27 protein-coding genes and 1 tRNA gene are annotated in these 26,097 nt (G+C 62.1%); 8 read left to right on the forward strand and 20 right to left on the reverse strand.

Translation table 11 applies throughout. The annotated features are described in order from the left end of the window. Positions 1 to 13 precede the first annotated feature (13 nt). The 3 genes from GR183_RS08480 to GR183_RS08490 all read right to left on the reverse strand — a co-directional run bounded on the left by GR183_RS08480 (position 14) and on the right by GR183_RS08490 (position 2,044). Positions 14 to 535 (reverse strand): O-acetyl-ADP-ribose deacetylase, encoded by a 522-nt coding sequence (locus GR183_RS08480; RefSeq protein WP_160775176.1) that lies wholly within the window; start codon positions 533 to 535, stop codon positions 14 to 16. A gap of 180 nt (positions 536 to 715) precedes the next feature. Continuing rightward, positions 716 to 1,474 (reverse strand): glutamine amidotransferase, encoded by a 759-nt coding sequence (locus tag GR183_RS08485; protein ID WP_160775177.1) that lies wholly within the window; start codon positions 1,472 to 1,474, stop codon positions 716 to 718. 93 nt (positions 1,475 to 1,567) lie between these two features. Then, a complete protein-coding gene (locus GR183_RS08490) occupies positions 1,568 to 2,044 on the reverse strand; it encodes a tellurite resistance TerB family protein (RefSeq protein WP_160775178.1) in 477 nt (158 codons plus the stop codon). A 442-nt stretch (positions 2,045 to 2,486) separates the two neighbouring features. Between GR183_RS08490 and GR183_RS22250 the strand changes: the two genes are divergently transcribed. Further along, entirely contained in the window at positions 2,487 to 5,402 is a 2,916-nt protein-coding gene (locus GR183_RS22250; protein ID WP_160775179.1) for an AsmA family protein, read from the forward strand. Here GR183_RS22250 and phnN read toward each other — a convergent pair. The 9 genes from phnN to phnG all read right to left on the reverse strand — a co-directional run bounded on the left by phnN (position 5,396) and on the right by phnG (position 12,614). After that, complete coding sequence (phnN, locus tag GR183_RS08500; protein ID WP_160775180.1) at positions 5,396 to 5,989, reverse strand: phosphonate metabolism protein/1,5-bisphosphokinase (PRPP-forming) PhnN; 594 nt, start codon at positions 5,987 to 5,989, stop codon at positions 5,396 to 5,398. The two genes, GR183_RS22250 and phnN, sit on opposite strands and share 7 nt — an antisense overlap. A 4-nt stretch (positions 5,990 to 5,993) precedes the next feature. Next, the gene (locus GR183_RS08505; protein WP_160775181.1) at positions 5,994 to 7,133 is read right to left on the reverse strand and encodes an alpha-D-ribose 1-methylphosphonate 5-triphosphate diphosphatase; all 1,140 of its coding nucleotides are present in this window, start codon (positions 7,131 to 7,133) and stop codon (positions 5,994 to 5,996) included. Next, complete coding sequence (locus GR183_RS08510) at positions 7,126 to 7,857, reverse strand: DUF1045 domain-containing protein (RefSeq protein WP_160775182.1); 732 nt, start codon at positions 7,855 to 7,857, stop codon at positions 7,126 to 7,128. The genes GR183_RS08505 and GR183_RS08510 overlap by 8 nt, the downstream gene beginning before the upstream one ends. Before the next feature lie 108 nt (positions 7,858 to 7,965). Next, on the reverse strand, positions 7,966 to 8,667 hold the full coding sequence (phnL, locus tag GR183_RS08515) for a phosphonate C-P lyase system protein PhnL (protein ID WP_160775183.1): 702 nt from the start codon (positions 8,665 to 8,667) through the stop codon (positions 7,966 to 7,968). A 2-nt stretch (positions 8,668 to 8,669) separates the two neighbouring features. Beyond that, positions 8,670 to 9,446, reverse strand: a complete 777-nt coding sequence (phnK, locus tag GR183_RS08520; protein ID WP_160775779.1) for a phosphonate C-P lyase system protein PhnK — start codon at positions 9,444 to 9,446, stop codon at positions 8,670 to 8,672. A gap of 17 nt (positions 9,447 to 9,463) precedes the next feature. Beyond that, positions 9,464 to 10,378, reverse strand: coding sequence for an alpha-D-ribose 1-methylphosphonate 5-phosphate C-P-lyase PhnJ (locus GR183_RS08525; RefSeq protein ID WP_160775184.1), 915 nt, complete (start codon positions 10,376 to 10,378; stop codon positions 9,464 to 9,466). Continuing rightward, positions 10,375 to 11,508, reverse strand: a complete 1,134-nt coding sequence (locus GR183_RS08530; RefSeq protein WP_160775185.1) for a carbon-phosphorus lyase complex subunit — start codon at positions 11,506 to 11,508, stop codon at positions 10,375 to 10,377. Before GR183_RS08530 ends, GR183_RS08525 begins: the two co-directional genes overlap by 4 nt. A gap of 3 nt (positions 11,509 to 11,511) precedes the next feature. Beyond that, entirely contained in the window at positions 11,512 to 12,132 is a 621-nt protein-coding gene (gene phnH, locus GR183_RS08535) for a phosphonate C-P lyase system protein PhnH (protein ID WP_160775186.1), read from the reverse strand. Next, entirely contained in the window at positions 12,132 to 12,614 is a 483-nt protein-coding gene (gene phnG, locus GR183_RS08540; protein WP_160775187.1) for a phosphonate C-P lyase system protein PhnG, read from the reverse strand. Before phnG ends, phnH begins: the two co-directional genes overlap by 1 nt. 353 nt (positions 12,615 to 12,967) lie before the next feature. Between phnG and phnF the strand changes: the two genes are divergently transcribed. Further along, positions 12,968 to 13,714, forward strand: coding sequence for a phosphonate metabolism transcriptional regulator PhnF (gene phnF / locus GR183_RS08545; protein WP_160775188.1), 747 nt, complete (start codon positions 12,968 to 12,970; stop codon positions 13,712 to 13,714). A gap of 408 nt (positions 13,715 to 14,122) precedes the next feature. Beyond that, positions 14,123 to 14,752, forward strand: coding sequence for an NAD(P)H:quinone oxidoreductase (gene wrbA, locus GR183_RS08550; RefSeq protein WP_160775189.1), 630 nt, complete (start codon positions 14,123 to 14,125; stop codon positions 14,750 to 14,752). 83 nt (positions 14,753 to 14,835) lie between these two features. On the opposite strand, the gene GR183_RS08555 is transcribed toward wrbA, so the two are convergent. Next, the gene (locus GR183_RS08555) at positions 14,836 to 16,395 is read right to left on the reverse strand and encodes a CYTH and CHAD domain-containing protein (protein ID WP_160775190.1); all 1,560 of its coding nucleotides are present in this window, start codon (positions 16,393 to 16,395) and stop codon (positions 14,836 to 14,838) included. A gap of 196 nt (positions 16,396 to 16,591) precedes the next feature. Here GR183_RS08555 and GR183_RS08560 point away from each other — a divergent pair. After that, positions 16,592 to 16,678: transfer RNA gene (locus tag GR183_RS08560), tRNA-Leu, on the forward strand. 332 nt (positions 16,679 to 17,010) lie between these two features. Next, the gene (locus GR183_RS08565; protein ID WP_160775191.1) at positions 17,011 to 17,448 is read left to right on the forward strand and encodes a YHS domain-containing (seleno)protein; all 438 of its coding nucleotides are present in this window, start codon (positions 17,011 to 17,013) and stop codon (positions 17,446 to 17,448) included. Positions 17,449 to 17,531: 83 nt separating this feature from the next. Here GR183_RS08565 and GR183_RS08570 read toward each other — a convergent pair whose 3' ends face one another. Beyond that, a complete protein-coding gene (locus GR183_RS08570) occupies positions 17,532 to 18,026 on the reverse strand; it encodes a YybH family protein (RefSeq protein WP_160775192.1) in 495 nt (164 codons plus the stop codon). A gap of 120 nt (positions 18,027 to 18,146) precedes the next feature. Between GR183_RS08570 and GR183_RS08575 the strand changes: the two genes are divergently transcribed. Next, on the forward strand, positions 18,147 to 21,425 hold the full coding sequence (locus tag GR183_RS08575) for an adenylate/guanylate cyclase domain-containing protein (protein WP_160775193.1): 3,279 nt from the start codon (positions 18,147 to 18,149) through the stop codon (positions 21,423 to 21,425). Between the two features lie 45 nt (positions 21,426 to 21,470). On the opposite strand, the gene GR183_RS08580 is transcribed toward GR183_RS08575, so the two are convergent. From GR183_RS08580 to GR183_RS08605, 6 genes are read right to left on the reverse strand one after another with little or no spacing between them, the layout of a single operon-like run. Continuing rightward, on the reverse strand, positions 21,471 to 21,845 hold the full coding sequence (locus GR183_RS08580) for a metallopeptidase family protein (RefSeq protein ID WP_312846801.1): 375 nt from the start codon (positions 21,843 to 21,845) through the stop codon (positions 21,471 to 21,473). Between the two features lie 48 nt (positions 21,846 to 21,893). Then, positions 21,894 to 22,148 carry a hypothetical protein gene (locus tag GR183_RS08585; RefSeq protein WP_160775195.1) on the reverse strand — a complete coding sequence of 85 codons (255 nt, stop codon included), beginning with the start codon at positions 22,146 to 22,148 and terminating at the stop codon, positions 21,894 to 21,896. Positions 22,149 to 22,173: 25 nt separating this feature from the next. Further along, complete coding sequence (locus GR183_RS08590; protein WP_160775196.1) at positions 22,174 to 22,686, reverse strand: disulfide bond formation protein B; 513 nt, start codon at positions 22,684 to 22,686, stop codon at positions 22,174 to 22,176. A 13-nt stretch (positions 22,687 to 22,699) separates the two neighbouring features. Then, the gene (locus tag GR183_RS08595; RefSeq protein ID WP_160775197.1) at positions 22,700 to 23,278 is read right to left on the reverse strand and encodes a YqaA family protein; all 579 of its coding nucleotides are present in this window, start codon (positions 23,276 to 23,278) and stop codon (positions 22,700 to 22,702) included. 52 nt (positions 23,279 to 23,330) lie between these two features. Continuing rightward, on the reverse strand, positions 23,331 to 23,816 hold the full coding sequence (locus GR183_RS08600; protein WP_160775198.1) for a hypothetical protein: 486 nt from the start codon (positions 23,814 to 23,816) through the stop codon (positions 23,331 to 23,333). A gap of 5 nt (positions 23,817 to 23,821) precedes the next feature. Then, positions 23,822 to 24,217 carry a DUF6152 family protein gene (locus GR183_RS08605; protein WP_202395928.1) on the reverse strand — a complete coding sequence of 132 codons (396 nt, stop codon included), beginning with the start codon at positions 24,215 to 24,217 and terminating at the stop codon, positions 23,822 to 23,824. Between the two features lie 239 nt (positions 24,218 to 24,456). Between GR183_RS08605 and GR183_RS08610 the strand changes: the two genes are divergently transcribed. Both GR183_RS08610 and GR183_RS08615 read left to right on the forward strand, forming a co-directional pair. Beyond that, positions 24,457 to 25,113, forward strand: coding sequence for an SH3 domain-containing protein (locus GR183_RS08610; protein WP_244313694.1), 657 nt, complete (start codon positions 24,457 to 24,459; stop codon positions 25,111 to 25,113). 33 nt (positions 25,114 to 25,146) lie between these two features. Then, the gene (locus GR183_RS08615) at positions 25,147 to 26,064 is read left to right on the forward strand and encodes a substrate-binding periplasmic protein (protein ID WP_160775200.1); all 918 of its coding nucleotides are present in this window, start codon (positions 25,147 to 25,149) and stop codon (positions 26,062 to 26,064) included. Positions 26,065 to 26,097: the final 33 nt, after the last annotated feature.

Here is a 26,097-nt window from a genome sequence, read left to right on the forward strand (position 1 = left end):
CGCCTGCGTTCTCTTACTGGAGAATTGAATCCAGCGCCGCGCGGTGGTGTGCGGCACCTTCCTCCGAAAAGCAGCAGAAGATAACCTTCTCGGGGTCGCCTCCCAGCTCCAGCAGCGCATCCATGGTCGTCTTCACCGCAATCGCTGCAGCCTCATCCGCCGGATAGCCGTAGATCCCGGTCGAAATCGCCGGAAAGGCTATGCTGGCGAAGCCTTGTGCATTGGCGATGGAGATGGAGTTGCGATAGCAGGCGGCGAGAAAGTCGGGCTCGCCCGCGTTTCCGCCGCGCCAGACGGGCCCGACGGTGTGGATCACATGGCGCGCCGGCAGGCGATAGCCCTTCGTCAGCCGCGCTTCGCCGGTCGGGCAGCCGCCGATCTTGCGGCATTCTTCCTGCAGTTCCGGCCCTGCCGCGCGGTGGATCGCGCCGTCCACGCCGCCACCGCGCAAGAGCTGCTCGTTGGCGGCATTGACGATGGCGTCGACTTCAAGCTTCGTGATGTCGCCGACGACGACGGAAAGGCGATCTCGCATCGTTGCGCCCTCCGATGATGCTGTAGTCGTAGTCTTCAAATCAGTTTGTGAATCAAATTCGGCGGTTTTTGAGAGACAAACTCGTTTGAGTCGCACGCGTGTACGTCAAATGCCTTTGTCTCTCAAATTTCACGAAATCTGAGAGACAAAGACCGCGAAACACCATTTGATCTTGCGGGCTTACTCGGCGGCTTCCCGCAAATCGGCGGTCTGAACCGGTTTCGCCGCCGTGCCGATCCAAAGGTCCAGGAAGTTGTCGAGCCAGGTTTTCAGCGGCGGATCGAAGACGAAACGCCCGGAGAAGTGGTCGCGCCGCTGGCGCGCGCCCGGCAGGTCCATGCGCGGCGCGCCATGCGTCGTCCAGCGCACCATCATCTTGTAGGTCAGTTCGGGGTGGAACTGGATGCCATAGGCGTTTTTGCCCACGCGGATCGCCTGGTTCGGGTAGGCTTCGCTGCCGGCCAGAAGCTCGGCCCCATTCGGCAGGTCGAAGCCTTCGCGGTGCCATTGGTAAACTTTCTTCGGCCACTTCATCAGCGCCTTGCCGGCTTCCGTTGGCGTGATGTCGTAATAGCCGATCTCGACCAGCCCTTCGTCATGGCTGCCCACGTGGCCGCCCAGGTTCTTCACCAGCATCTGTGCGCCCAGGCAAATGCCGAAGAACGGCTTTTCCTCTTTCAGCGGCACGTCGATCCAGTCGATCTCGCGCTGAATGAAGGCGTCGGTGTCGTTTGCGCTCATCGGCCCGCCGAAGACGACGGCGCCCGCGTGATCCTTCAGCGTTTCGGGCAAGAGGTCGCCAAAGCGCGGCTTGCGGATGTCGAGGGCGAACCCCCGCTTCAGGAGTTCCTGCCCGACGCGGCCTGGCGTCGAGTGCTCCTGATGCAGGACGATCAGTATCTTGGGGCGGTTGGCAAGGTCTTTGGGATCAAGAAACATCGACCGAATATATAGCCGTAAAATCCGATTCTTGAAAGCCTTCATCGGGCGCGGCAAGCCCGGCTTCCGGGCCTCCATCGCCTTTTCGCAGGGTCACTCGTCGTCTTCGTCGTTCGCCTGCTCGCCGGCCACCTTGCGGCGCAGCGAAAGCCGGTCGCGCGAGGAAACGCCGAGGAGTTCCGCCACCCGCCAGATGGTGTTGTCCTCGAATTCGTGCACCGTCCCGTCGGCATAGACGAGTTCCCACATCATCTCCACGACCTTGAGGCGCTCCTCGATGTCGAGCTTGCGCTTCAGGACGGAGGTGAAGCCGTAAAGGTCGACCGCCTCGCTGTCGCGCTGGTGCGCCTCGCGAATCAGCTCGCCGGCCATGTCGTCGGTCAGCTTGTAGTTTGATTTCAGGACCTTTTTGAGCGTTTCCCGTTCGGCGTCGTCGACGATCCCGTCCACCGCGATGATATGCACGAGCAATGCCGCGGCGGCGAGCCTGTGGTCGTCCTCCTGAAAAGCGAGATTGTCGCTTTCGCCGTAGGTGACCTGCTTTATGAAACGCTTGATCGATGAGAGCATGGCCCTTCCCTGTGAGTGAGCATATCTTGTCGCCATGGCGTCCATGCGTCAAACGGCTGAACTGGGCCGCAGTGAGGATTTAACGTTTAGCAGCGTTGGAGGCCAAAATCGTTTCTGGACAGAAGCAAAGCGCAAGACAGTGCCGTTCACTTTCGAGCATTTGCGCCGTATTCAGAAGCGATTTTGACCCAACCCGTTCGGGCCGCCCGGAAAATGTGCCATCTTGTCGTCGCTCGGCGTCGAATATGCGTGGCATGTTCTTCCTCCTCGCTCCTGAATATGGCGCATTTTTACGACGGCGCTGCAAATCGTTAAATCCTCACTGCGGCCTTGGATATAGGTTCTCTTCGCGCGGGCGTATATGCACGATCGGTTCAAGATGTCACCATAAGGCCATGCTCTGCTTTAAAATGGCAGCGATTCGATTTTCTGGAGGTTCCTCGTGAAGCGCCTCGCCGTCTGGTTCGCCGGCCTCGTTTTCGCCCTCGCGCTCGTTGTCCTGGTCGTTCCGTTCCTCCTGCCGAAAGATGCGATCAGGCAGGAAGTCGTGGCCAGGTTCGAGGAGACGACCGGCTGGCGTCTTCGCCTTGATGGCGATGTTAGCCTTTCGCTCGTGCCCGGTTTCGGCCTGACCGCTGAAAGCGTGGGCATATCGGGTGCGGCGGGTGCCGACGGCGTGGAATTCGCCAAGGCGGAGCGTATAGATTTCGGCCTCTCCTGGGGCGCGCTTTTCGGCGGACGTGTACAACTCACGCATATTGAGCTGGAAGGCCCTGAAATCCTTCTTGAAATCGGTCCGGATGGCGTCACGAGCTGGGCTCCTCGCCGCCGTTATGCATTCGACGACCGCTGGAGTGTTGCGGGCAAGGCCAACGAGCCTCGCGTGGATGGCGGGGCGTCGGGTGAAAGCGAAGCGCCTCCCGTTGCGAGGGCAAGTGAAGGTGAGGCTCCGGCCCCGTTCCTGCAGCGCATCGGCGTCGACAGGCTGACGATCGATAGCGGCACCATCACCTACGCGGATGCGCGCAGTGGTTCGCGGCACACGCTGGAAGATGTGGACGTTGATCTTGCCCTGCCTACGCTCGACGGCCAGGCGACGCTTTCCGGCGTCTTTACCTACGACGGCATTCGCGCGGAAACCGATGGCGAGCTTGGCGCGCCGCTCACCCTTTCGAAGGGCGGGTCGTCGGCGGTCGAGCTTGTCGTAAAGGTGTTTGAGGGTGAATTCACGGTGGCTGGCACCGTCTCGGGCGCACCCGCGGCGGACCTGAATATCGAAGGCCGGGGGGAATCGTCGCTGGCGCTGCTTCGTGCCGCGGGTCTCGCTCCGCCGGTGGATCCGGGCGCATTCGCGTTTGCGGCGCAGGTCGAGGTGTCGCCCGAACGGGTGACGGTCAGCAGCGTGAAGGCGGACATCGGCGAAATCGCTGCGACGGGGTCCGCACGCGTAGAGCTTGGCCAGTCCGTACCGAGCTTCGCCGCAAGGCTGGAAGCATCCGGCATCGATCTTGCCGATGCGCTGGTTATCGCCGGGCGTCCGGAACCGGCCACCGGCACGATCTCCGCCGATATCGCCGTGCGCGGCGCGGGCGCGGATCAGGCGGCCTTGCTCGGTTCGCTTGACGTAAACGGCCGCATCGGCCTTCAGGGCGGAACGGTCTCTGGCCTTGGCCTTGCGGATGCGCTGGGCGGCGACGAGGCGGCGGACCGGATCGAGGATATCGGTGTCGACATCGTTTTCGACGGGCTGGACAAGCCGGTTTCCGTTTCCGGCGGGCTCGCCTGGCGCGGCGAAACCTTTACCTTGAAAGGCTCGGCAACGCCCGCGCCCATGCTCGCCGGGCTCGGTGCGCCGGTGAATTTGCTGCTTTCGGGCGACCGCGCCTCCATGGGTTTCGAGGGTGCGGCATCGCCTGACGGTGCGCTTGACGGCGATGTGTCGTTTTCCACGCCGGACCTGCGCGGCCTTGCGGCCTGGCTCGGGCGGCCCGTCGGTCCGGGGGGAGGGTTGAAGAACTTCCGCCTGGCCGGAAAGCTCGCCGTGGGGGCGCAGGATATTCGCTTTTCGGACGCGAGTTTCCAGCTCGACGAAATCACCGGCAAGGGCGATGGCGCACTCGCGCTTACCTCGCCTTTGAAAGTCACGGCAAACCTCGCGGTCGATGAACTCGTTCTCGATCCCTATCTCGATCAGGAGGCGGCGCCCGAATCGGGCGGGACGAAGCGTGTCACCGCCCGTGTGCCGGGGGGAGACGAGACCTGGAGCCGCGATCCCGTCGATTTCGCGGGGCTCAAGGCCGTGAACGCGGCTCTGGACCTTACGGCGGCCGGTATCCGCCTTGGCGATATCGAGATCGGCAAGAGCAGCGTGGATCTCGATATCGCCGAAGGCATCCTGCAGGCCAGCCTCCGGGAAATGGCGATCTACGGCGGAACGGGCGCTGGCGAAGTCCGGCTCGACGGCACCAGCGACGTTGCGGCCGTCCAGGGAATGTTCACCCTTTCGGGCCTCAAGGCCCGCCCTTTCCTGAATGCGGTGGCGGATTTCGACTGGCTGGAAGGAACGGTTTCCTCCTCGATCGATCTTTCCGCGCGCGGCAAGAACCATGCGGAACTCGTCTCCGCCCTTGGCGGCACCGCCCGCTTCGATTTCGCGAACGGCGCGATCCTCGGCGTCAATATTCCGAAGCTGGTGCGCGGCCTTACGGTCGAAACCCTGCTCGGATGGGCCAGCACCGAGGAACAGAAGACCGATTTCACGCAACTTTCGGCTTCCTTCGAAGTCGCGAACGGCATTGCCCGCTCGAGCGACCTCGCAATGGCGGGGCCTTTGATCCGCCTGACCGGCGAAGGTTCGGTCGACTTGCCGGAAAAAATGCTCGACTGGCGGTTCGAGCCGAAAGTCGTTCCCACGCTTCAGGGGCAGCCGCCGGTGCCGACGCAAAAGGGCGAAACGCGCGAGCTTGACGGCCTGGGCGTTCCCGTCGTCGTGCGCGGGCCATGGGCGAAGCCTCGCATCTATCCCGAGATCGACGGCATCCTCGAAGATCCGCAGGCCGCCTACAAGCAGCTCGAGAAGCTCGGCGGCGGGCTGGTGGAGGCCTTGAAGGCGAAGCCGGAAGAAACGCTCGCCGATACCGCGAACCGGGTCATACAGCGCGCGACCGGCGGCAGCACCCGCATCGATGTGCAGGACGTGATCGAGGGCAAGGTCGACGACCAGCAGGTGCTTGAAGCGGTCGAGCAGGGCTTCGGCCTGCCGCCCGGCTTCCTGGGTTCGGTCGGCATCGGCAAGTCGCGCGCGCCTGATGACGCGGCCGCCGAAGAGCCGCAGGCGGAAGGGGACTCGGCTCAGTAACCGAGGCGTTTGAGGATCAACCTCACCCCGTCGCCAATGCTTCCGGTGTTTTCGATGGTGATCACGCTGTCGTCTGCCGGATAGTCCAGATCGGCGCGGTCGAGACGTCGGGCGATCTCCTCGGCTGTTTCCCGTCCGCGCGCCAGAAGCCGCTCGGCCAGCACGTCGCGCGGGGCTGTGATCAGCAGCGTGACGACGTTTTCGTATTTCTCCCGCGCACGCCCGATCACCTTGCGCGATCCATTGGCGAAAACCGTCCTGCCCGCGCGGATATCGGCGTTTAGGGAGGCGGGCAGCACGTATCCGTGCCCGTGCGCTTCCCAGTGGAGCGCGGCCCCTCCACCGGACGACAGTTTCGCATAGTCCCGCCGGCTGATCGTGCCGTGGTCCTCCGAATCCGGATCGGCCGCGCGGGTCACCAGGCGGCGCACGAAGCGGCAGCGCGGATCGTCGCCAAGCTCAATCTTCACGCCCTCCATCAGCGTGTCCTTGCCGGCCCCGCTCGGGCCGACGACGAGGACGAGCCGCCCGGGCCCGATGCGTCCGGTGTTCTCTTTCGCCACCGTCTTTTCCTTCAGGTCGGGCATATCCTCACGCCACCCTGCGCCCTTCGCGCCAGACCCCGCGCACGATCGGCACGTTGCCGACGAGCCTGACCTGCACCAGGTCGGCCCTGCGCCCTTCCAGTATCGCGCCGCGATCGTTGAGGCCGGTCGCTTCCGCCGGCGTCTTCGTCACCATCCGCACGGCATCGGGCAGGGTGATCGCCTCCACCTCCTCGGCAAGCTGGAAAGCCGCCTGCAGGAGCGACATCGGGATGTAGTCGGAGGAAAGAACGCTGAGGAGGCCCGCATCGGCCAGTTCGCGCGCCGAAACGTTGCCGGAGTGGGAGCCGCCGCGCACCACGTTCGGCGCGCCCATAAGCACATTCATCCCGGCCTCGCGGGAGGCTTTCGCCGCTTCCAGCGTCGTCGGGAACTCGGCGATGGAGGTGCCGAGTTCGACCGCCTCGCGCACGTGATCCGTCGTTGCATCGTCGTGACTTGCGACGATGATGCCGCGTTCTGCCGCCGTTGCGGCGATGTCCTTTCGGTTTTGCGGGGTGAGCTTGCTCGCCTGCGCCTGGCGCTTGGCGATATAGGCGTCCATCTGTTCGTCGTTGAAGCCCCTCTTGCCCTGGTAATAGACGCGGTAGGCATCAAGGGACGTGAACTGGCGCTGGCCCGGCGTATGGTCCATCAGCGAGATCAGGCGCACGCGCGGGTCTTCGTCGAAACTTGCGAAGGCGTCCATCACGTCGGGCGAGGAAACCTCGCAGCGCAGGTGGATGAAGTGGTCGGCGCGCAGGCGGTGTTCGGCCAGTCCCGTCTCGATGGCATCCGCCAGCCGGCGCATGTCGTCCACCTTCAGGTCCGCCTCGTCGTCCATGCCGATGCGCAGCGCGTCGAATACGGTGGTGATGCCGGAACAGGCGATCTGTGCGTCATGCGCCTGCACGGCGGAAACCGGGTTCCAGCGAACCTTGGGGCGCGGGGCGTAGTGGGTTTCCAGATGGTCGGTGTGCAGCTCCACGAGGCCCGGCAGCAGGTAGTCGCCCTCGCAATCGTGGCCGGTAACGGTCGTCGGCCCCATGGCAAGGGCGGCGATATTGCCCTTGCGGGTGGAAAGGCTCCCGTCAATCACGGCGTCGGGCAGGATGAGCCGTGCGTTCGAAAAGACATGGTCAGACATTTACGGTTTCCTGTTGGGCCTCGACGCGCGAGGCTCCGGCCTTGAGCGGCCTGAGGTCGAGAATTGTGAAGGGTCCGCCCCGCTCCCGCTCGACAAAAAGGGCGAGGGTGGCGAAGGGCCGGGGGCGCTCGGTGACGGCGGCGAAATAGCGCATGGCGTCGCGCTTTAGGCATTCGGCTTCCCGTTCGTCCTCCAGCCTGGAGGAAAGCGTCATGTGGAAGCGGAATTCATCGAAAACGTAAGGGTATCCCCAGCGCAGAAGATAACCGGCTTGCCGGTCGGACAGGCCGGACGAAAGCCTTCGCTCCCGATCCGCGTCGGAAAGCGGCGCGCGGAAGGCGTCGAAGGTTTCCACGCAGGTTGCCGCGAACACGTCGAGCGCCTCGATCGGCGCGCTCGGCGTCAGCGCCAGAAAGGAACCGAGCCTCGTGACGGCAAGGCCCGGAAGGTCGAACGCGGGCATGCGTTCGCAGAATTCGGCGAACGCGTCGCGCAGTTCGTCTTCGCTGCGTCCCTCGGCCAGCGCGAAAGGCGCCTTCATCGTGCCGTGAAAGCCGTAGCGGCGCGGGAAGGGCGTAAGAGCTGACAGCCGCTCGCGCGAGATTTCCTCAAGTGCGGGCTGGTTGATCTCCTTGCCGGAAAACGCATCGCGGCCGAGCCACTGGCTGCCGAGCCTCGTCAAGGGGTCGTCGAAGGGGGGCGTGTAATAGATTGCGTAACGCATGGAATATGCCTGTTCGTGTCCGTTATATGGGCGCGCGATTTGCCACGTCCTTATGGCGGGGCCGTGTCGGCGCGATGACGTTTTTCAACTTCGCGGCATTGCCCTTCCTCATGCGGCTGCCTTGAAGCCGCTCACGTCGATGATCCGGTCGGCGATCTTCTCGCGCACGTCCTGGTCGTGCAGGATGGCGAGCATGGCCACGCCTTCCGCCTTCTTCTCCTCCACCAGTTCCACCACGACGGCGCGGTTCGCGGCATCGAGAGAGGCCGTCGGCTCGTCGAGCAGCAGGACGGGATAATGGGCGATGAAGCCGCGCGCGATGTTGACGCGCTGCTGCTCGCCACCGGAAAAGGTCGCCGGCGGCAGTTGCCACAGCCGTTCCGGAACGTTCAGCCGCTCAAGCAGCGTCATCGCCTTTTCCCGCGCCTTGTCGGGTGCGCCGCCTTGCGCGATCAGCGGTTCGGCGACGACGTCGACCGCCGCCACGCGGGGGATCACTTTCAGGAACTGGCTGACATAGCCGATGGTGTCGCGCCGCAAGGCCAGCATGCGGCGCGGTTCCGCATCGGCGATATTCACGATCTTCTCGTCGCTGGTGGTAACGAGTATCCGGCCCATCTCGCAGGCGTAATTGCCGTAGATCATTTTCAGGATCGAGCTTTTGCCCGCCCCCGACGGCCCGCCCAGCACCACGCATTCGCCGGCGGAGACCGAAAAGCCGACGTTTGCAATCACGGGAAATTCCGCGCCCCCTTGCAGGTGCATCTTGAAGCTTTTGCCGACATCGGCAAGGCAAAGTCTGGTGCGCATGGTCAAACCTGCAAAATGGAAGAAACGAGTAGCTGGGTGTAGGGCGCCTGCGGATCGTCGAGCACCCGGTCGGTAAGCCCCGTTTCGATCACCTCGCCGTGCCGCATCACCATGATGCGGTGGGAAAGCAGCCTTGCGACGGCAAGGTCGTGCGTGACGACGATCGCCGAAAGCCCAAGCTCCGAAACGAGCCCGCGGATAAGGTCGAGCAGCCGCGCCTGCACGGAAACGTCCAGCCCGCCCGTCGGCTCGTCCATGAAGACGAGGCGCGGATTGGTGACGAGGTTCCGCGCGATCTGCAGGCGCTGGCGCATGCCGCCGGAAAAGGCGCGCGGCGCGTCGTCGATGCGCGTTTCGTCGATCTCCACCCGCGAAAGCCAGTCGAGCGCGGTGCCGCGAATGTCGCCGTAGTGCCGCGCGCCCACCGCCATCAGCCGCTCGCCCACATTGGCTCCGGCTGAAACGGACATGCGCAGCCCGTCGGCGGCATGCTGGTGCACGAAGCCCCAGTCGGTGCGCATCAGCAGCCTGCGTTCGGCCTCGGTAAGCTGGAACAGGTCGCGCATCGTGCCGTCGCGCATGCGGTATTCGACGATGCCGGCCGTCGGCTGAAGCCGTGTCGACAGACAATCGAGCAGCGTCGTCTTGCCCGATCCGCTTTCGCCGACGATGGCAAGTACCTCTCCGGGGAAAAGCTCGAAGGAGATATCCCGGCAGCCGACCCTCTCGCCGTAAAAGCGTGTCAGCGCGCTTGCACGCAGAAGCGGCTCTTCGTTCAGGAAATCGGCCGCGTTCATTACGCTGCCCCCTCACGCTCAAGCGGGTTTCCGCCGGCCTCGCCCACATGGCCCGCCGCGCGCCGTTCCTCGCAGTGATCGGTGTCGGAACACACGAACATCCGCCCGCCGCGATCGTCCAGGATCACCTCGTCGAGGTAAACCTCCTCCGCCCCGCAGATCGCGCAAGGCCGGTCGAACGTCTGCACCTTGAAGGGGTGATCCTCGAAGTCGAGGCTCTCCACCGTCGTATGCGGGGGGATCGCGTAGATGCGCTTTTCCCGGCCCGCGCCGAAAAGCTGGAGTGCCTTCATCCCGTGCATTTTCGGGTTGTCGAACTTGGGCGTCGGCGAAGGGTCCATCACGTAACGCCCGTCCACCTTTACGGGATAGGCGTAGGTGGTGGCGATATGCCCGTGGCGTGCGATATCCTCGTAAAGCTTCACATGCATCAACCCGTATTCGGCAAGCGCATGCATCTTGCGCGTTTCCGTCTCGCGCGGCTCCAGATAGCGTAAGGGCTCGGGGATCGGCACCTGATAGACGATGACCTGGTCTTGCGAGAGCGCCTTTTCCGGGATGCGGTGCCGCGTCTGGATGATCGTCGCCTCGCCCGTTTGCGTCGTCGTTTCCACTTGCGCCGTCTTTTCGAAGAAAGCACGGATCGACACAGCGTTCGTCGTGTCGTCCGATCCCTGGTCGATGACCTTGAGACGATCGTCCCTGCCAAGGATAGAGGCCGTCACCTGCACCCCGCCCGTTCCCCAGCCGTAGGGCATCGGCATCTCTCTCGAGGCGAACGGCACCTGGTATCCGGGCACGGCGATAGCCTTCAGGATCGCCCGGCGGATCATGCGTTTCGTCTGCTCGTCCAGATAGGCGAAGTTGTATTCGCCCTCCGCCGCCTCTCTGGCGCTCTCTGCCGGACCGGTCATTCCGCCGCCTCCTGTGCGTCGGCTTTGTCCTGCCGGTTTCGCTCTTCCCATTCGCGGCGCATTTGCCGGACAAGCACAAGCTCGGCCTGAAAATCCACGTAATGCGGCAGCTTCAGGTGTTCCACGAAGCCTGTCGCCTGCACGTTGTCGGAGTGGGAAAGCACGAATTCCTCGTCCTGCGCGGGCGCGCCCTGCTCCTCGCCAAGCTCGCGGGATCGCAGCGCCCGGTCGACCAGCGCCATGCTCATCGCCTTGCGTTCGCCCTGTCCGAAGACGAGGCCGTAGCCGCGCGAAAACTGCGGCGGCGCCTTGGCGGAGCCTTGAAACTGGTTGATCATCTGGCATTCGGTCACGGAAACCCGGCCAAGCGGCACGGCGAAGCCCAGTTCCTCGGCGAAGAATTCCACCTCCACCTCGCCGATCCTGATTTCGCCGGCAAAGGGGTGCGTGCGCCCGAAGCCGCGCTGCGTGGAATAGCCGAGCGCGAGCAGAAAGCCCTCGTCGCCGCGCGCAAGGTTCTGCAGGCGGATGTCGCGTTCGGCTGGAAACGAAAGCGGTTCGCGGGTGAGGTCGCCCACTTCGCCGTCCTCGTCCGCACTTTCGGGCGTATGTTCCGGCACATCCGGCTCTATCAGGCCTTCATGGCCCAGAAGGTCGGTCACGCGCGGCATCTCTTGAGGATCCGGTTGCGCCAGTTCCGGCATTTCGGGAACCTCACCGCCTTCCGCCGCCAGCTTGAAGTCGAGCAGGCGGTGCGTGTAGTCGAATGTAGGGCCCAGAAGCTGGCCGCCCGGCAGGTCCTTGTAGGTGGCCGAAATGCGGCGGCGCACCAGCATTTTCGCGGTTTCAAGTGGCTCGGAATAGCCGAAGCGCGGCAGCGTCGTGCGGTAGGCCCGCATCAGGAAGATCGCCTCGATCAGGTCTCCGCGCGCCTGTTTGATCGCAAGGGCGGCAAGCTCCATGTCGTAGAGCGAACCTTCCGCCATGACGCGGGCGACAGAAAGCGCCATCTGCTCCACGATCTGGCGAAGCGTCAGGTCCGGCACGGTCCGGTCTCCGCGCCGCTCGTGCGCCAGCAGCCGGTGGGCATTGCGGATCGCCTTTTCTCCGCCCTTGACGGCAACATACATCGCTCAGCGGCCCTTCATTTCGATGCGGGTGGAACGGGGCAGTCCGGCAACCTGCTTTTGGGTGACGAAGAGCATGTCGACGCCGCGCGGAAACTGCGCGTGGATCGCGGCAAGCTCGTTCCAGAAGGAAGGCGGCAGGGGGCTTGCGTTGAAACCGGCAGGCTTCTTCAGGCCGGGGCCGGATAGTGTCACGGCCTTCGCGCCCGTCAGCTTGTCGACCATGGCGATGATCGTGGTGGATCTGTCGGGATATTCCAGCGTGCCCTGGTTGAAGCTTGAAAGCGGCGGCATATGCTCCGCGTCGCTTACGAGCGCGAAGCTCGCTTCGCCTGGATCATCGGTAATCGGGCATCCGGTGTGGAAACGCAGGAACTGCCAGACTTGCGACGACCCGGCAAGTTCCGCATCGAGCCATACCGGCGTGTCGTAATCGAAAAGCGAAAGCGCGATCGCTCCCGCCGTGTTCGAAAGCGGTGCCGGGGCCTGAAAATCGCCTGTGTCGAGCTTCTGCGGCTTTCCGGGGCGGGCGAGTGCGTTCATCACCGCCCGGAAGGCCGCCTGGGAATCATGCACCGGGTCGGGCAGGCCCGGCAGCGGCGCTGCGGTATCAAGGAGCGCGCTCATCAGTCCTCTCCGCGTACCATGGTGAAGAAATCGACCTTTGTCGCCGCCGTTTCGGCGCGCGATCTGGCGTCGGCGCCTTCAAGATCCCTTGCCAGCGGGCCGATCAGGCTTCGCTCCAGTTCGCCACGGTGGCGTGGTGCCTGCCAGAGCGCATCGAAAAGGGCGGCGTAGAGCGCCTTCTTGCGGTCGCGGCCGAGCGCGTAGGAATAGCCGGTCTCGCCGGTTTCGATCGTGACAACGGCGCGGGTCACGGTCGCTTCGCCAAGGTTGAAGGGCCGTCCCCCGCCGCCCGCGCGCCCGCGCACCATCACAAGGCCCGTTTCGGGTGCGCGTACCGTTCGGTAGCCCGGCTTGTTCGTAAGCGCTTCCCAGGCCGCCGCAAGCCGCCCCGTGTCGCTGCGCGCCAGCAGCGCCATCACGTTCTTTCGGCGCGCATCGCCGGCCTCCCGCGGCGCGGCGTCGTCATCCTGTGCCTCGCTCATGTCACTTCTCTTTCCTGGGTCATGTCACGCTCTCTGCATTACGCCACGCTTGGTGTTTTTGGGCTGCCACGAACGCCAAAATCTGTTTGTCGGTAAAATCTTAGCTGCTAGCGCCCCCTCTCCCCGCTAAGTCGGGTGTTCCCGACTTGGCCATTTCTCTTCCGAACTCGGGAACACCCGAGTTCGGTGGGAGAGGGCTGGGGTAAGGGTGATTGGGAAGTCCGCCAAACCGGAAACATCGGCCCTACCGGGAATTCCCATCGACTTTCCTTTCCTCCCTACCACCGTCATATTGATTTGTCTATTTGTATAGACGAATTTGCATTTTGGTACAGCCCCTCTATGACAGGCGCATGACGAGCGGAGCGGAAAAACCGGAAATCGAGCGCGGCAGCGGCGTTGCGGTCTGGCGGCAGATCGCAGAGCAGCTTCGCGCCGAAATCCTGTCGGGTCGCCTGGGCGTGGACGGCGGCAAACTGCCGACGGAGACGGACCTTGCCGCGCGCTTCGGCGTGAACCGGCATACCGTGCGCCGCGCCATCGCCAGCCTGACGGCCGACGGCCTGTTGCGCGCCGATCAGGGGCGCGGCACCTTCGTTTCCGAAAGGCTGATCAGCTATCCGATCACCTCGCGCACCCGCTTTTCGGAAATCATTACAGCCCATGCGCGCACGCCGCACGGCCGCCTTCTTTCGTCAACCGTCGAGCCGGCGAGCGCTTATCTTGCGGCGCGTCTTGGCGTTTCGGAAGGATCGCCGCTGCTGCGTATCGACACGACCAGCGACGCCGACGGAATCCCGCTCACGCGTTCGACGAGTTGGTTCGATCGAAATCGCTTTCCAAACCTTGAGATCGACTATGCCGAGACTGGCAGTGTAACGGTCTCGCTGCAGCGGGCCGGCGCCGGCGACTATCACCGCAAGGAGACCCGCGTTTCGGCGGAAATCGTCGACCCGGAGGAGGCAAAGCTTCTGGAAATCGCCGTGGGTCAGCCCATCCTCGTCGTTGAAGCTCTCAATGTCGAAAGCGACGGCCACCCGAGCCACCTGACCCAATCCCGCTTTGTCGCAGGCCGCATGCAGCTGGTGATCGAAAGCTGACCGGGGCATCGGCGGATCAAGCCGAATTGTTCGCAATTTCACGACCAATCCCACAGTTATACACAAGCTGAATGCGGGTTATTTCGACCCTGCGGATCATCTGGACCCAACAAAGTCGCAATTTGCCGAATTCCTGCTAGTGGCCTGTAGCGAAATAACTATTTCTATTTTAGAACATATTCAAGCAGGCCTGGTTAGCGTTGCGGCATTGAAATTCGCACTTGGTGGATTCGCCCCGAAAGGGCCCTCTCTCTCCACAGCTTTCAAATGATCGTTCACTAATGATGAACACTGCATTCAGGCATCCACCCCTTCGTATCCTGGTTCGAAAGCGCATATTGGCTCTCGAGTGAAGGCGCGCGGCTCCGCCGTTCCGTGAAGCGCCATGAAAGTTTCTGGAGTTTGAAAATGACGAAGGTTCTCGTTCTCTATTACTCGTCCTACGGCCATATCGAGCGGCTGGCGGGTGCGGTCGCCGAAGGTGCGAAATCCGTCGACGGTGTCGAGGTTGCCGTAAAGCGCGTTCCCGAACTGATGCCGGAAAACGCAGCCAGGGATGCGGGCGTGAAGCTCGATCAGGCGGCTCCGGTCGCCGATCCGCAGGAACTTGGCGATTATGACGCCGTGATCATCGGCACGCCGACCCGCTTCGGCAGCATGGCCGCCCAGATGCGCAACTTCCTCGACCAGACCGGCGGCCTCTGGGCCAAGGGTGCGCTCGTCGGCAAGGTCGGTTCCGTCTTCACCTCCACCGCCACCGGCGGCGGCAATGAAGCTACGATCATCTCGTCCTGGAACACGCTCGCCCACCACGGCATGGTGATCGTCGGTCTGCCCTACGCGGCCCAGGAGCTTCTGGATATTTCGGAAGTGCGCGGCGGTTCGCCATATGGCGCCGGCACCATCGCCGGCGGTGACGGCTCGCGCCAGCCGAGCGAGAAGGAGCTGTCTCTCGCCCGCTTCCAGGGCAAGCATGTGGCCACTGTCGCTGCGGAACTCGTTCATGGCCGCAAGGTGCGCGAGCCGGAACTGGCGTAAATCCGTCAGGGAATTTTAAATCACCGAAAATCCCCCCGGCGGCGGCCGATTTGCCCGCCGGGGAATTCTCTTCGACGCTTGAATTACTTGATCCAGAACTTGTCGGCCTTGCTGGTCCGGTCCCAGAGTTGCTTCGCCTGCGACCATGCGCCGGTCGCCCTGGCCTCATGCCAGCCGATGGCGAAACCCGTTGCAAGAGCAACGCTTGCACCTTTCTGGCCCTTGGCGTCCGGCAAACCGGTCAGCTTTTCGGCCATGGCGACATCGTTCAGGTAACCGAACATGTCCTGAAGCGTTTTCATTTTCTCAAGGAAAGGTCTTACCGCCTTTTCCTTATAGATCGGCCGGAAAAACTCTACGGTATAGCGCAGTTTCTTCAGCGCCTTCCGCATTTCATGGCGCTCCTCGATCGTGAGTTCCTCGATCCTCCGGCCGTATTTCGATGCCGCTTTCCATTGTTTTGTCAGTGCCTTGGCGGCAAAGAATGATATGGGACGGGCGAGCGCGACAGTCTGCTCGATCGCCTGCGGCGTCAGCCAGCCGCGACTTTCCGTGTAGGCGGCGAGATCGAACAGGAAATCGTTGGTATTCGGGTCGCCGAGCATTTGCCTGACGCTTTCGCGAACCTTCTCCCGTTCGTCCCTGATATGGGAAATCAGCGCATCTGCCGTAACGGATTTAGGCATTTCCGGCTCAAGCGGGGCAATGATTTCATCGATCAGCACGTCCAGATCGCGAAGATTGCCGACTTCCGCCGCAATGGATCTGGCTCGCTGATCGAGGTTGCGGGACGCCGCCGGGTCGATGATCTTTCTGAAAACATTGAAGGCGCTGCGCAAGCGGCGCAGCCCGATGCGCAGTTGATGCGGTCCTTCGGGGTCTTCCGTCTCAAGCACGACGATGCGGTTGTGGGAGATCTGGTCGAAACAGGAGCGCAGGATTGCGCGCAATGCCAGTTCCGCGGTGTCTCCGTCCGAAATCTCGATATTTCCGGCCGTTTTCGGCATCGGCGGGCCGCTTTCCTCCCCGGCGGCGAAAGCATAACCGCGTGCCGCCTTGCTCGATTGCGAGAAGCGGACCGGAGACCCGTTCACCAACGCCTTCGCGACGTCGTAGAGTACATCGACCGAGCCCGATTTCAGTTCCAGTTCCGCTTCGGTAATCGGGCATTGCCGCTCGCCGGAAACGATCTGGCCATCGTCGAGCGCCAGTTCGATTTCCGTCCCCCCGGCATCCTTGATCTGCTTGGTCGTCCGCCGGACCACCGTTTCGAACTGCGGTACCGGCTTGTCGGTCCCGATAAGCCGCAAAAGCGCGGATTTCAGCGCTTCGTCTTCAATCCGGTCCAATTCCGGCACCGGCCCGGAAATGCGCACCTCGTATTCGCGCGGGCGCGACAGTCCGCCGGAAAGGCCGGTCCCGCTCTTGACCGTCTGCACCCAGTCGCGCCCCGTCTTTCTGACCCGCAGCGACCATTTCGCCTTGCGCAACCGGCAGTCCGGCGTATCGAAGTAAATCGAGCGAAGATTGCGCGTCACCGGGCGGCCGGCGCTATACCGGCACGGCAATTCGGCTGACCTGGCGTGTTTCAGGGACGTCTGGTCAAGCTCGAGTTTCAGTTCGGTTTCGAATGTCTCTGTCATCGTTCCAAGTCGTCTACCCGGCGTGTTTGTCATAATCCATTCGAAAGGCGCTCTCAGTGCGTTTTTTTAACCTATGTGTCTATATTTCATGCGTCAATTCGGCGTTGATCATGTGCAGAGCAATGTTGAATTCGTGGTCGTTGATGCGCATCCCGGTCTTTCCTATCGCGTTGCGATCTGCTAGATCGATTCCCGTGCCCCTTTGGCGGAATTGGTAGACGCGCTGGACTCAAAATCCAGTTCCCGTGAGGGAGTTCCGGTTCGACCCCGGAAGGGGGCACCAATTCATTCCTCCCTGCTTCGCCGCAATAGTACCTGCCGTGCCTGTGCCGGGGATATCCTGCGGCCGGATCGCGCGATCGTTCCGCACATGCACGTCTTCGTGAAGCGGGCACTGTGTAGTTGCCGCTTCGTAGGATTCGCTGCTACCCAAGCGTCAGGCAAAGCGCGCGTTTCTTCCGATACGCGCCAATCGAAGTATACAGCGAAATAAATCGTACGTATTCGGGGTTTTGCCTAATCGATTAACGCTGAAACGGCTCTTCAAGAAGGTGTGGATTGGTGATCAGGATACGCAGAAGCTTTTTTGCCGGCTTAATTGTTGCGTTAACAGGCGTGGCCGCGTCATCGGCAATTGCGGATGAGGTGCTCTACGGCGAGACGCTCGTCAATACGCTTTATTCGGACGGAAACATTGCCATCCGCGGGTATGACAGTGTCGCCTATCACACCCAGGGAAAACCGGTGAAAGGCGATGCTCATTACAGTTTTGAGTACAATGGCGCCAAATGGCTCTTCGCCAGCGCGAAGAACCGGGATCTGTTTGCGGCGAATCCGGAAAAATTTGCTCCCGCCTATGGCGGTTACTGCGCTTACGGTGCGGGGAACGGCTATCTGGTGAAGACAGAACCGGAAGCCTTCTCCATCATCGACGGCAAGCTTTATCTCAACTACAACGTCGCCGTTTCGGAAAAATTCCAGGCGGATCTTCAAAGCCGTATCGAGCTGGCGGAGAAGAATTGGCCCAGCCTGAAGGCCAGCGTTACGAAATAACGCGATACCGCGACCAGGAAACCCGCCGGGAAGCATGACTTTCCGGCGGGTCCGGACCCCGATCTGCGAGGGCTGAGTTAATTTTACTTCGTGCCCGGCAGTTTCGTTACGTGCATATTGACGATCTTCCACCCCTCGTCGGTCTTGATCCTGGTGATCGAGTACCGGATGTATGTGGCGACTGTCCCGGCATCGGGGCGGCTCATGTACATTTCCATGTAGCCGGTCTCGACTGAGGCATCGCCGTAAAACCTCACGGTGGGCTGCCGGAATATCAGGTTGCGCTGCGGCCAGGCGGCGAAATAGCGCTGCCAGAGATCGGCGATGGCGTCGCGCCCTTCAAGCCAGAAGGGCTGCAGCGTCCCGGCAAACGTAGCGTCATCGTCATAGGCTGCGATAATGCCATCGACGCTGCCTGCCACGTAGTCGGATACGAATGCGGTACGGGAATCGGCGATCGCAACGATTTCCTTGGCAAGCTCTTCACTAAGGGTCTGAGTTTGCGCAGATGCCGGTTGGACATACGCAAGACAAACGCACATAGCCAACAAATTTACCATGCGAGGAAACGAGAACATCAGCTTTCCTCCGACTATATAAACTGCTGATTTTCATGCTAAGATTATGGGAAATGGTATTATGAAACGTCCATTCCCGTCAATAATCAGAAAAATTCGGGACCTGCCGCAGGTGTCACCATGCGCTGTAGTGCGTGCATGTCGCAAAATCCGGATACGGGCCGCTTCTGCAGCAACTGCGGAGAACCTCTCGCGCGCCTGTGTCCAGCTTGTGGCGCGCGCTGCGAGGCGAGCGCGAAATTCTGCTCCGACTGCGGGACGGAACTTGTACCCAAGGCCCAGCCGGGTGTCGTTTCCTGGCGCAATCTCCGCAAGGGCTCGCTTGCCGAGGAGCGCAAGATCGTCAGCATTCTGTTCGCCGATCTGAGCGGTTCCTTCAGGCTGCTTGAAAGCGACCCGGAAAAGGCAAAGGAACTTCTCGTCGGCGTTCTCGACCGGCTGACGGGGGCCGTGCGCAAGTTCGACGGCACGGTGGTTCAGGCGATGGGCGACGGCATAATGGCCATTTTCGGCGCGCCGCTTGCCTATGAGGATCATGCGCTTCGCGCGTGCCACGCCGCCCTTGCCATTCAGGAGGAATTCCGCCGCGAACCGGATGAAGGCTCCCGTTCCTTGTCGGTCCGTGTCGGCATCAACTCAGGCGAGGTGGTGGTGAGCGAACGCGGCGAGGGTCTGGACCTGCAATATGCCGCCTTCGGGCGCACGGCGCATCTCGCCGCGAGAATGGAAGAGATGGCCTCTCCCGGAAGCATCCTTATCTCTGAAAATACATGGCGGCTCGTGCGCGACCGGGCGCGGGCGGCTTCAAAGGGAAATGTCGACGTTCGCGGCCTGGAAGATCCGGTGGGGCTCCATGAACTTTTGTCGATCGACAGTTCCGCCGGCCGATCCACCTCACGCGGACCCGCGGTTACATTCGTCGGCCGCGAGGCGGAACTGGGCATTCTCGATCACGCCGCGCTGCAGGCGTCCGTGGGCGAAGGCCGCGTCGTGTCGATCGTGGGCGAGCCCGGGGTCGGCAAATCGCGGCTTATCGACGAATTCCTGCGCACGCGAAATACGGGCGAATGGGTAACGCTGAAAACCTGCGGCATCTCCCACAACAAGCCTGCGCCCTATGCGGGGGTGAAGGAAATCCTGGATCAGGTATTCGGGTTCGAGCATGAAAAATTTCGCGGGCCTGATGCCTATGAGCAAAATATCCGGGAGAAAGTGGCCCGCAGGCTTGAGGAATTCGGCCTTCAAACCGACAAGTTCACCACAACGCTTCTTTCGCTCTACAACGCCAATCAAGGCTCGGACTGGGAGGCGCTGACCGCCGATCAGAGACAGCGCCGGCTGGCGCATATCCTTTATTCGCTTCTGGACAAGAGCAGCAGCGCGGCTGCCGCGATCGTCGTGATCGACGATCTTCAGTGGATCGACGCGGACAGCCAGGCGATCTTCGGCGAGACGATCCGGCTCATTTTCGACCTTCGGGTCCTGATCGTTCTGGGATACCGCCCGGAATACTCACACGGCTGGCACGGTAACCTGCATTATTTCCAGATCCCGCTCGACTGCCTGAAAGGCGGATCCGCCGACGAATTCCTCGACGCGCTGCTCGGGCGGAATTCGAGCTTGGATGATCTTCGCAAGTCCCTGATCGAACGCACCGGCGGCAATCCGTTCTTCTTGGAGGAAAGCGTCAGGTCCCTTGTGGAGGAGGGGTACCTTTCCTCGAAAGGCGGGAAATATGAGATGAGCCGGCAAGTCGGCGAGCAGACCATCCCGCCACGCGTTCAGGATGTGATCGCGATGCGCATCGACCGTCTGCCTGCTGCCGAAAAGCGCCTCCTGCAGGATGCCGCGGCCTTCGGTTACGAATTCGAGGGCGATCTTCTCGCAAGGATTTCGGATCTCGATGACGAGGCGGTCTGGCCGATTCTGGAACATCTTATCGATATGCACTTCCTGACGTTCGGGCCGCAGACCGCGGGAACGCAGCTCGAGTTCAAGCATCCGCTGACCCATGACGTCGCCTATCACACCATGGTTCAGGGAGACCGCAGGAAAATTCACGCGAAGATCCTGGCGGCATTGGAGGAGCTCTACCGCGATAGCAACGATACGGTTCTCAACAAGCTTGCCTTTCACGCCGAGCATGCGGCAGATCTTGTAAAGGCGAAGAACTACCTGCGGGCCGCGGGGCGGCGCGCGATGGCAAGTTCCGCCTGTCAGCAGGCATCCAAATGCTTCGAGGACTGCCTGTCGGTAATCAATCGCATGCCGGACAAGCAGGCGGTCGTCGAGGATGCGATCGACGTCAGGCTGGATCTGCGAAACGCCCTCATGCCGCTGGGCCGACATGACGAAATCCTGCCGCATCTGAGCGAGGCGCTGGCGCTCGGCACAACGCTCGGCGACCGCTCGAGGATCGCCAGAACCCATTCCTACCTCTCCCACTATCACTGGCTTGTCGCCGAGTGGGAAGACGCCATACGCGAAGGGCGGCGGGCGCTGGAAATCGCGGGACATCTCAATGACTTCGGCCTTCTGGTGACCACCCGCTTCACGCTCGGGATATCGAATTATTCGATCGGAAAATTCAAAAACGCGGCCGAATACCTGGGCGGAAACGTGAAGGACCTGGATGAACGCGAAGTCGGAAACAGGTTCGGCATGTTCGCGCTGCCGTCCGTCGTCTCACGCTGCTATCTCGCGCTTTGCTTCGCGGAGCAGGGACTGTTCAAGGATGCCCAGACGCCCGTGAGCGAGGCGATAGCGATCGCGACGGAATACGGACGGCCGTTCGACGTCATACAGGGGTATCTCGCGCTCAGCCATGTCGACCACATTCGCGGGAAGGCGAAAGGTTCCCTGCCGTACCTGGAGGAGGCGCTCGCGCTTTGCGAGGACGTCGACATCCAGATTCTCGTGCCGCGCGTTACCGCTTCGCTTGCCTATGCCTATAGCCTGGAAGGCAGGTTCGGGGAGGCGGACAAGCTTGCGGAACGGGCGCTCCGGCAGGTCGATTCCATGCATCTGACGGCGATGCGTTCCTTCTGCCTGCGCTGGATCGGCGAGGTTGAACTGAACGCGGGACGAACGTCGAATGCCTGCGATATCGCAGAGCGGCTTTACCGCCACTGCAGCGCGACCGGCGAAGTTTCCCACGGCGCCTGGGCGCGCTACCTGCTCGGCGCGTCCCTGGCGGCCGAGGATTGCCGGGAAGATGCGATCTCGCATCTTCAGGCGGCAAGGCGGACGGCCGAGGACCTCGGCATGCAGCCGCTTGTTGCCCTTTGCCTGAACAAGATAGGGAAGCTGCAGCAACTCGAAGGGCAAGGGGCCATCGCTGCAGGCAGCCTTCGCGAGGCCGAAATCCTGTTGCGGGACATGGGCATGGAGCGGAGCTGAAAGCGCAATTGTGAAGGGCTCGGGTCGTCCGCCCCTGCAAGGAAATCAGTCCGCGCTTGCCTCTATCGCCTCCATGTCGTCGTCCGACAGTCCGAAATGATGGCCGATTTCGTGAATCAGGACATGTGCGATCACGGCTGCGAGCGTGTCCTCGTGGCTGGTCCAATAATCCAGGATCGGACGGCGGTAGAGCCAGACGCGGTTCGGCATCTGCCCGGTGAAGCTGTTTGCCCCGCCGTGCGCCAGCCCCACCCCCTCGAACAGGCCGAGGAGGCCGAAGGGGTCTTCGATGCCGAGACTGTCCAGGACGTCATCATCCGCGAAATCGGCGACGGTGACCTGAATATCGCCGCACAGCTCACGGAATTCTTCCGGCAGGCCATCGAATGCCGCCTCGGCGATTTCCACGAAATCTTCCATAGAAGGGGCTGTTTTCTGCCCCCAGGACCATGATGCGTCTTTCATGGTTCATAGATAGGTGACGGCGAGATACCCAACCAGCAAAATCGCGAACACCAGGCCGGCAATCCGCCCGATGCGGCTCCCCCAAACCTCGATCGGGTCGTCCTCCGGCTTGTCTTGAGCGGCGAAATGGTCGCGTACCCGGTTGGCGGTGCGTGCAAGCGCCGATTGGCCGATTGTATCGCTGTCGCGATGAACCGCCTCAAGGGCGCGCTTGGCGTCCTCCACCTTCAGGCGATCGCGTTCCTCGCGGGTTGGCATCGCAATTCAGCCTTTCTCCCGAGCCTCAGGTCCTGGCCCGACGGTGCGCCACAAGCGCGATCAAGGCAAGTACTGCAATCGCGCCGGAGGCGACCGCATTCCAGCCCGCGAAGGATAGGCCCAGCATCCGCCAGCTCGCCTCGGTGCAGCTTACGACGCGTGTGGTCGACAGGGCGTTGAGAAGATCTCCGGCGGATGTGGGAGCCGCCGTGCCTCCGCCGCAGTCGCTGGGCCCGGGCCAGAAGCCCCATTCGGCCCCCGCCTGGTAGATGCCGAGGCCGCTGCCATAGGCGAATACACCGGCGACGACGAGGAGCAGCAGGCTTGTCATCGCCCGCGCCCGGCCGCGCACCATCAGTCCGAGCGCCAGAAGCGCCACCGGAAGGCCGACGTAATACGGCACGCGCTGTTCCAGGCAGAGCTTGCAGGGCACGTAACCGCCGATGAGCTGGAAGCCCCAGGCGCCGGCAATCGTCGCCGCGCCGGCGAGGATCAGGAGGACAAGCGAGGACAGTCTCAACGTTTGCGGCGAGGTCATGCGGTATATTCCATCAAAGGTATTTGATCGCGACGAAGCCGCCGACAAGCCCGATTACGAAAAGCGTGAACACCAGCCCGAGGCGCTTTTCTATGAAATCGCGGATCGGCGGGCCGAAGAGATAAAGAAGCCCCGACACCACATAGAAACGAATGCCGCGCGAAAGGATGCTCGCCACGATGAAGACGGGCAGGTTCAGCGCGGTTGCCCCGCTGGCGATGGTGATCACCTTGTACGGAAAGGGCGTCAGGCCGGCGATGAAGACGATCCACGAGCCATAGGCGTTGAAGTCTTCGCGGAAGTGCTCGAACTTGTCGAGGTAGCCGTAGAATTCCAGGATCGGCTGCGCAAGCTGCTGAAACAGGAAGGCGCCGATCATATAGCCGAAAAATCCGCCGACGACGGAGGTGACCGTGCAGATCGTGGCGTAGGCGAACGCACGTTCCCGCTTCGCGATGACCATGGGGATCAGGAGAATGTCCGGCGGGATCGGAAAGAACGAGCTTTCCGCAAAGGATATGGTGCCAAGTGCCGCCGGCGCGCGCGGGCCGGAGGCGAGAGACATGGTCCAGTCGTAGAGGCGGCGCAACATGGGCGTTGAATAGCCCGAGGCTTACCCTTTGTCACGCAGGATTAGCAGGCCCTCAGAGATAGCCGATCGCGCGCCCGCAGCCGATCGCCGCGACCCAGATCGCGGCAGACAGAAAGCCCGCCCAACGAAAGCGCGAGATCGTGCCGCGCGAATCCACCTGAGCGAGCAAGCGCCATGCGGGCACGATCCTGAGGGCCAGCGCGTTGAGGATGCCGAGCCCTACAAGAGCGAGCTTCGCCTGCATGACGGGCATGGCGAGATATTCGGATGCTTTTACCGAGATCATCAGGATACCGGTCGAAATCGCAAGAAGCAGTCCGAACGCCGATATGGGCACCAGAATGCGCTTCAGCTCGGCAAGCGGGATCGAGCGCCAAAGCCCCATGAGCCTGAGATCGAGCGGCAGGATCGCTCCGAACAGAAGCGCGATCGCGAGGATATGCGCAAAATTCACGAAAGGATAAAGCCACGGCTCGCTTTTCATGAGGCGAGCCGCTTCGGAGGTCTGCAAGGCGTCTGCGAGGGTGGATAGGTCCAAGGGAATCAGCCGGATCGATTCGGATACATGTCGTAGGTTATACCGGCCACCGTGATTCTTTCCGCCTTCATTCTGTTTTCCGACCGGTCTTTCGAACGATGACCCGACGCCAGAACTTCCTGGCCGGCGTTTAGCGTCCCCTCTTCGAGGCCAGCGCCGCGCATCCTTGACGGTGGACCGAGTTCGACACGCCACATCACGCCGTCCACATCTACCTCGAGAATACCGTGCGGCGGGCCAATGTAGATTTCCCTGATCAACCCCGTCAGTTCGAACTGGCCATCCTCCGCCCATCGCCAGCCATGGTGGGCAAGGGCCGGCAGGGTCAAGAAGCTGGCGCCGGCGCCCAGCAGAAACATGCGCCTGTCGACCGTCGGGAATTCACCTTTGATATGTTTCATCGACCCGTCCTCCGGAAAAACTCATGCCATCGCGAAAAAATGGGTCACATGAGAAGAATGGCCACGGAATTCGAGAGCGCCAGGTACGTATTCTTCACCTTGTTGCGCCCATGTAATTTGATTTATCGTATTATTTTGAGATAGCGTTCCGGAGGCGTAAGATGTTTCAAGATACCTGGTGGAGACATCCTTTCGCTCACGTAAAGTTATTGATTGCGGCGTTGCTGCTAATGATTTCGATGCCATCGCTCGCTGCCGAGCTTGCCACCGCATCGACAAGCGTCAACCTGCGGGCAGGCCCCGGGACGAACTACGAAGTTCTGGCCACCGTTCCGGCAGGCGCGAGCGTCACCGTCTATTCCTGCAATTCCGGTTATTCCTGGTGCGATATCGACTACGCCGGCCAGCGCGGTTATGTCGCCGGCAAATATCTGAACTATGCCGTTCAGGGCACATACTATGGCCGTGCGCTTCCCGCGATAGGGCTGACCCTCGGCCTGCCTCTTTTCTGGGATTCCTATCCGGTCTACAGGCCGATCTATCGTCCCCGGCCCCCAATCTACAGGCCTCCCAACCGGCCACCTGGATGGCGACCACCCGGCCAACGGCCGCCGGGCTGGAGACCTCCCGGCCAGCGCCCGCCAGGCTGGAGACCGCCGGGTCAACGCCCTCCGGGGGCCAGGCCCCCCAACAGGCCGCGGCCACCAATCGCCCGGCCTCCCGGTCAGCGCCCGCCCGGTGCGCGCCCACCCGGCAGGCCCAGGCCTCCTTCAGCCCGTCCGCCCGGCCAAAGGCCGCCGAATTTCAGGCCGCCAGGCGGTGGCCGGCCCGGTGCGCGCCCCGGTGGAGGCAGGCCACGCCCCAGCGGTGGGCGCGGCGGAGGGCGCCGCCGTTAAGGCGTGCGAATTTGATTTCGAAGGATCGATGAAATGAAACCCATTCTGATTGCCGCAAGACATGCGATCGCAGGGCTGACCGGAGCGTTGTTGCTGGCCATGACCTTGGCGGGCAGCGCACATGCCGATGCGATGGAAGATGCGATCAAGCGCGGCAGTCTGCGCATCGGCATTGCCGAGGAAAACTTCCTGCCGTGGGTTGGACGTGCGGCGGATGGCAGCCTTCTCGGCTTTGAAGTGGATGTCGCGCGCGACCTCGCCGGAGTTCTGGGCGTGGATGCGGATTTCATCGAACTGCCGTTCGACGATCTTTCGCAGCACCTTCTCATCGGGGATATCGATGTGATCGTCTCCGCTTATTCCGTTACGTCGGAGCGCGCTCGGTCGGTGCTCTATTCCATTCCCTACGGCGAGACGGATTACTGGCTCGTGGTCGACAAGAACACGCTTCCCGACGGAGCCGACGAAGGCGATTACGACGTTGCCGGCTACAAGGTCGGTGTAATGAGCGATTCAATTGCGGAGACGATTGCCGCCCGTCTGTTCGAGCACGCGGAGATAGTGCCGCTTGCCGACGAGGGGGCCGCGCGCGACGCTTTCGAGAAAGGCGAGCTCAACGCGATTATCGTGCCGACACCCTATCCGACCTACATGATGCAGCGCGCGCCCGATCGTTTCCTGCTGGGCAGCGACAGCCTGTTCGGCACGTCGGAGGCGGTAGCCGTGCGACCCGACTCCTTGCGTTTCGTGAATTTCATCGATGCCTGGATCGTGGAAAACCAGGCGAGCGGACGGCTGGCTGAAGCCCGCGAATACTGGTTCGGGTCATTCGACTGGATGGAGCGCCTTGGTGAAAGTGCCGGCGAATCCGATGAGCAGCCTGCGGCTCCGCCCGAAAAACCGGTTGAAGGGAATGACGGGGAGCCTGAATCAGAAGGCGAGGCAAACTGACGGGAAAGAGCCTGCCTCCTCCCGCCAACTGGC

Origin of the sequence: Stappia sediminis, assembly GCF_009826895.1 — a bacterium.
In the GTDB taxonomy this organism is placed as follows: Bacteria; Pseudomonadota; Alphaproteobacteria; order Rhizobiales; family Stappiaceae; genus Hongsoonwoonella; species Hongsoonwoonella sediminis.

Coding starts and splice junctions, on each gene's coding strand:
- GR183_RS08485 (WP_160775177.1), bottom strand. CDS start 1,474: ATGTTTCTTGATCCCAAAGACCTTGCCAACCGCCCCAAGATACTGATC.
- GR183_RS08480 (WP_160775176.1), bottom strand. CDS start 535: ATGCGAGATCGCCTTTCCGTCGTCGTCGGCGACATCACGAAGCTTGAA.
- GR183_RS08490 (WP_160775178.1), bottom strand. CDS start 2,044: ATGCTCTCATCGATCAAGCGTTTCATAAAGCAGGTCACCTACGGCGAA.
- GR183_RS08585 (WP_160775195.1), bottom strand. CDS start 22,148: ATGCCAACCCGCGAGGAACGCGATCGCCTGAAGGTGGAGGACGCCAAG.
- wrbA (WP_160775189.1), top strand. CDS start 14,123: ATGACGAAGGTTCTCGTTCTCTATTACTCGTCCTACGGCCATATCGAG.
- phnF (WP_160775188.1), top strand. CDS start 12,968: ATGACGAGCGGAGCGGAAAAACCGGAAATCGAGCGCGGCAGCGGCGTT.
- GR183_RS08580 (WP_312846801.1), bottom strand. CDS start 21,845: ATGGAAGATTTCGTGGAAATCGCCGAGGCGGCATTCGATGGCCTGCCG.
- phnL (WP_160775183.1), bottom strand. CDS start 8,667: ATGCGCACCAGACTTTGCCTTGCCGATGTCGGCAAAAGCTTCAAGATG.
- GR183_RS08510 (WP_160775182.1), bottom strand. CDS start 7,857: ATGCGTTACGCAATCTATTACACGCCCCCCTTCGACGACCCCTTGACG.
- phnN (WP_160775180.1), bottom strand. CDS start 5,989: ATGCCCGACCTGAAGGAAAAGACGGTGGCGAAAGAGAACACCGGACGC.
- phnG (WP_160775187.1), bottom strand. CDS start 12,614: ATGAGCGAGGCACAGGATGACGACGCCGCGCCGCGGGAGGCCGGCGAT.
- GR183_RS08525 (WP_160775184.1), bottom strand. CDS start 10,378: ATGACCGGTCCGGCAGAGAGCGCCAGAGAGGCGGCGGAGGGCGAATAC.
- GR183_RS08590 (WP_160775196.1), bottom strand. CDS start 22,686: ATGACCTCGCCGCAAACGTTGAGACTGTCCTCGCTTGTCCTCCTGATC.
- GR183_RS08615 (WP_160775200.1), top strand. CDS start 25,147: ATGAAACCCATTCTGATTGCCGCAAGACATGCGATCGCAGGGCTGACC.
- GR183_RS08610 (WP_244313694.1), top strand. CDS start 24,457: ATGCCATCGCTCGCTGCCGAGCTTGCCACCGCATCGACAAGCGTCAAC.
- GR183_RS08575 (WP_160775193.1), top strand. CDS start 18,147: ATGCGCTGTAGTGCGTGCATGTCGCAAAATCCGGATACGGGCCGCTTC.
- GR183_RS08605 (WP_202395928.1), bottom strand. CDS start 24,217: ATGAAACATATCAAAGGTGAATTCCCGACGGTCGACAGGCGCATGTTT.
- GR183_RS08595 (WP_160775197.1), bottom strand. CDS start 23,278: ATGTTGCGCCGCCTCTACGACTGGACCATGTCTCTCGCCTCCGGCCCG.
- GR183_RS08570 (WP_160775192.1), bottom strand. CDS start 18,026: ATGTTCTCGTTTCCTCGCATGGTAAATTTGTTGGCTATGTGCGTTTGT.
- GR183_RS08530 (WP_160775185.1), bottom strand. CDS start 11,508: ATGTATGTTGCCGTCAAGGGCGGAGAAAAGGCGATCCGCAATGCCCAC.
- GR183_RS08555 (WP_160775190.1), bottom strand. CDS start 16,395: ATGACAGAGACATTCGAAACCGAACTGAAACTCGAGCTTGACCAGACG.
- GR183_RS08505 (WP_160775181.1), bottom strand. CDS start 7,133: ATGTCTGACCATGTCTTTTCGAACGCACGGCTCATCCTGCCCGACGCC.
- phnH (WP_160775186.1), bottom strand. CDS start 12,132: ATGAGCGCGCTCCTTGATACCGCAGCGCCGCTGCCGGGCCTGCCCGAC.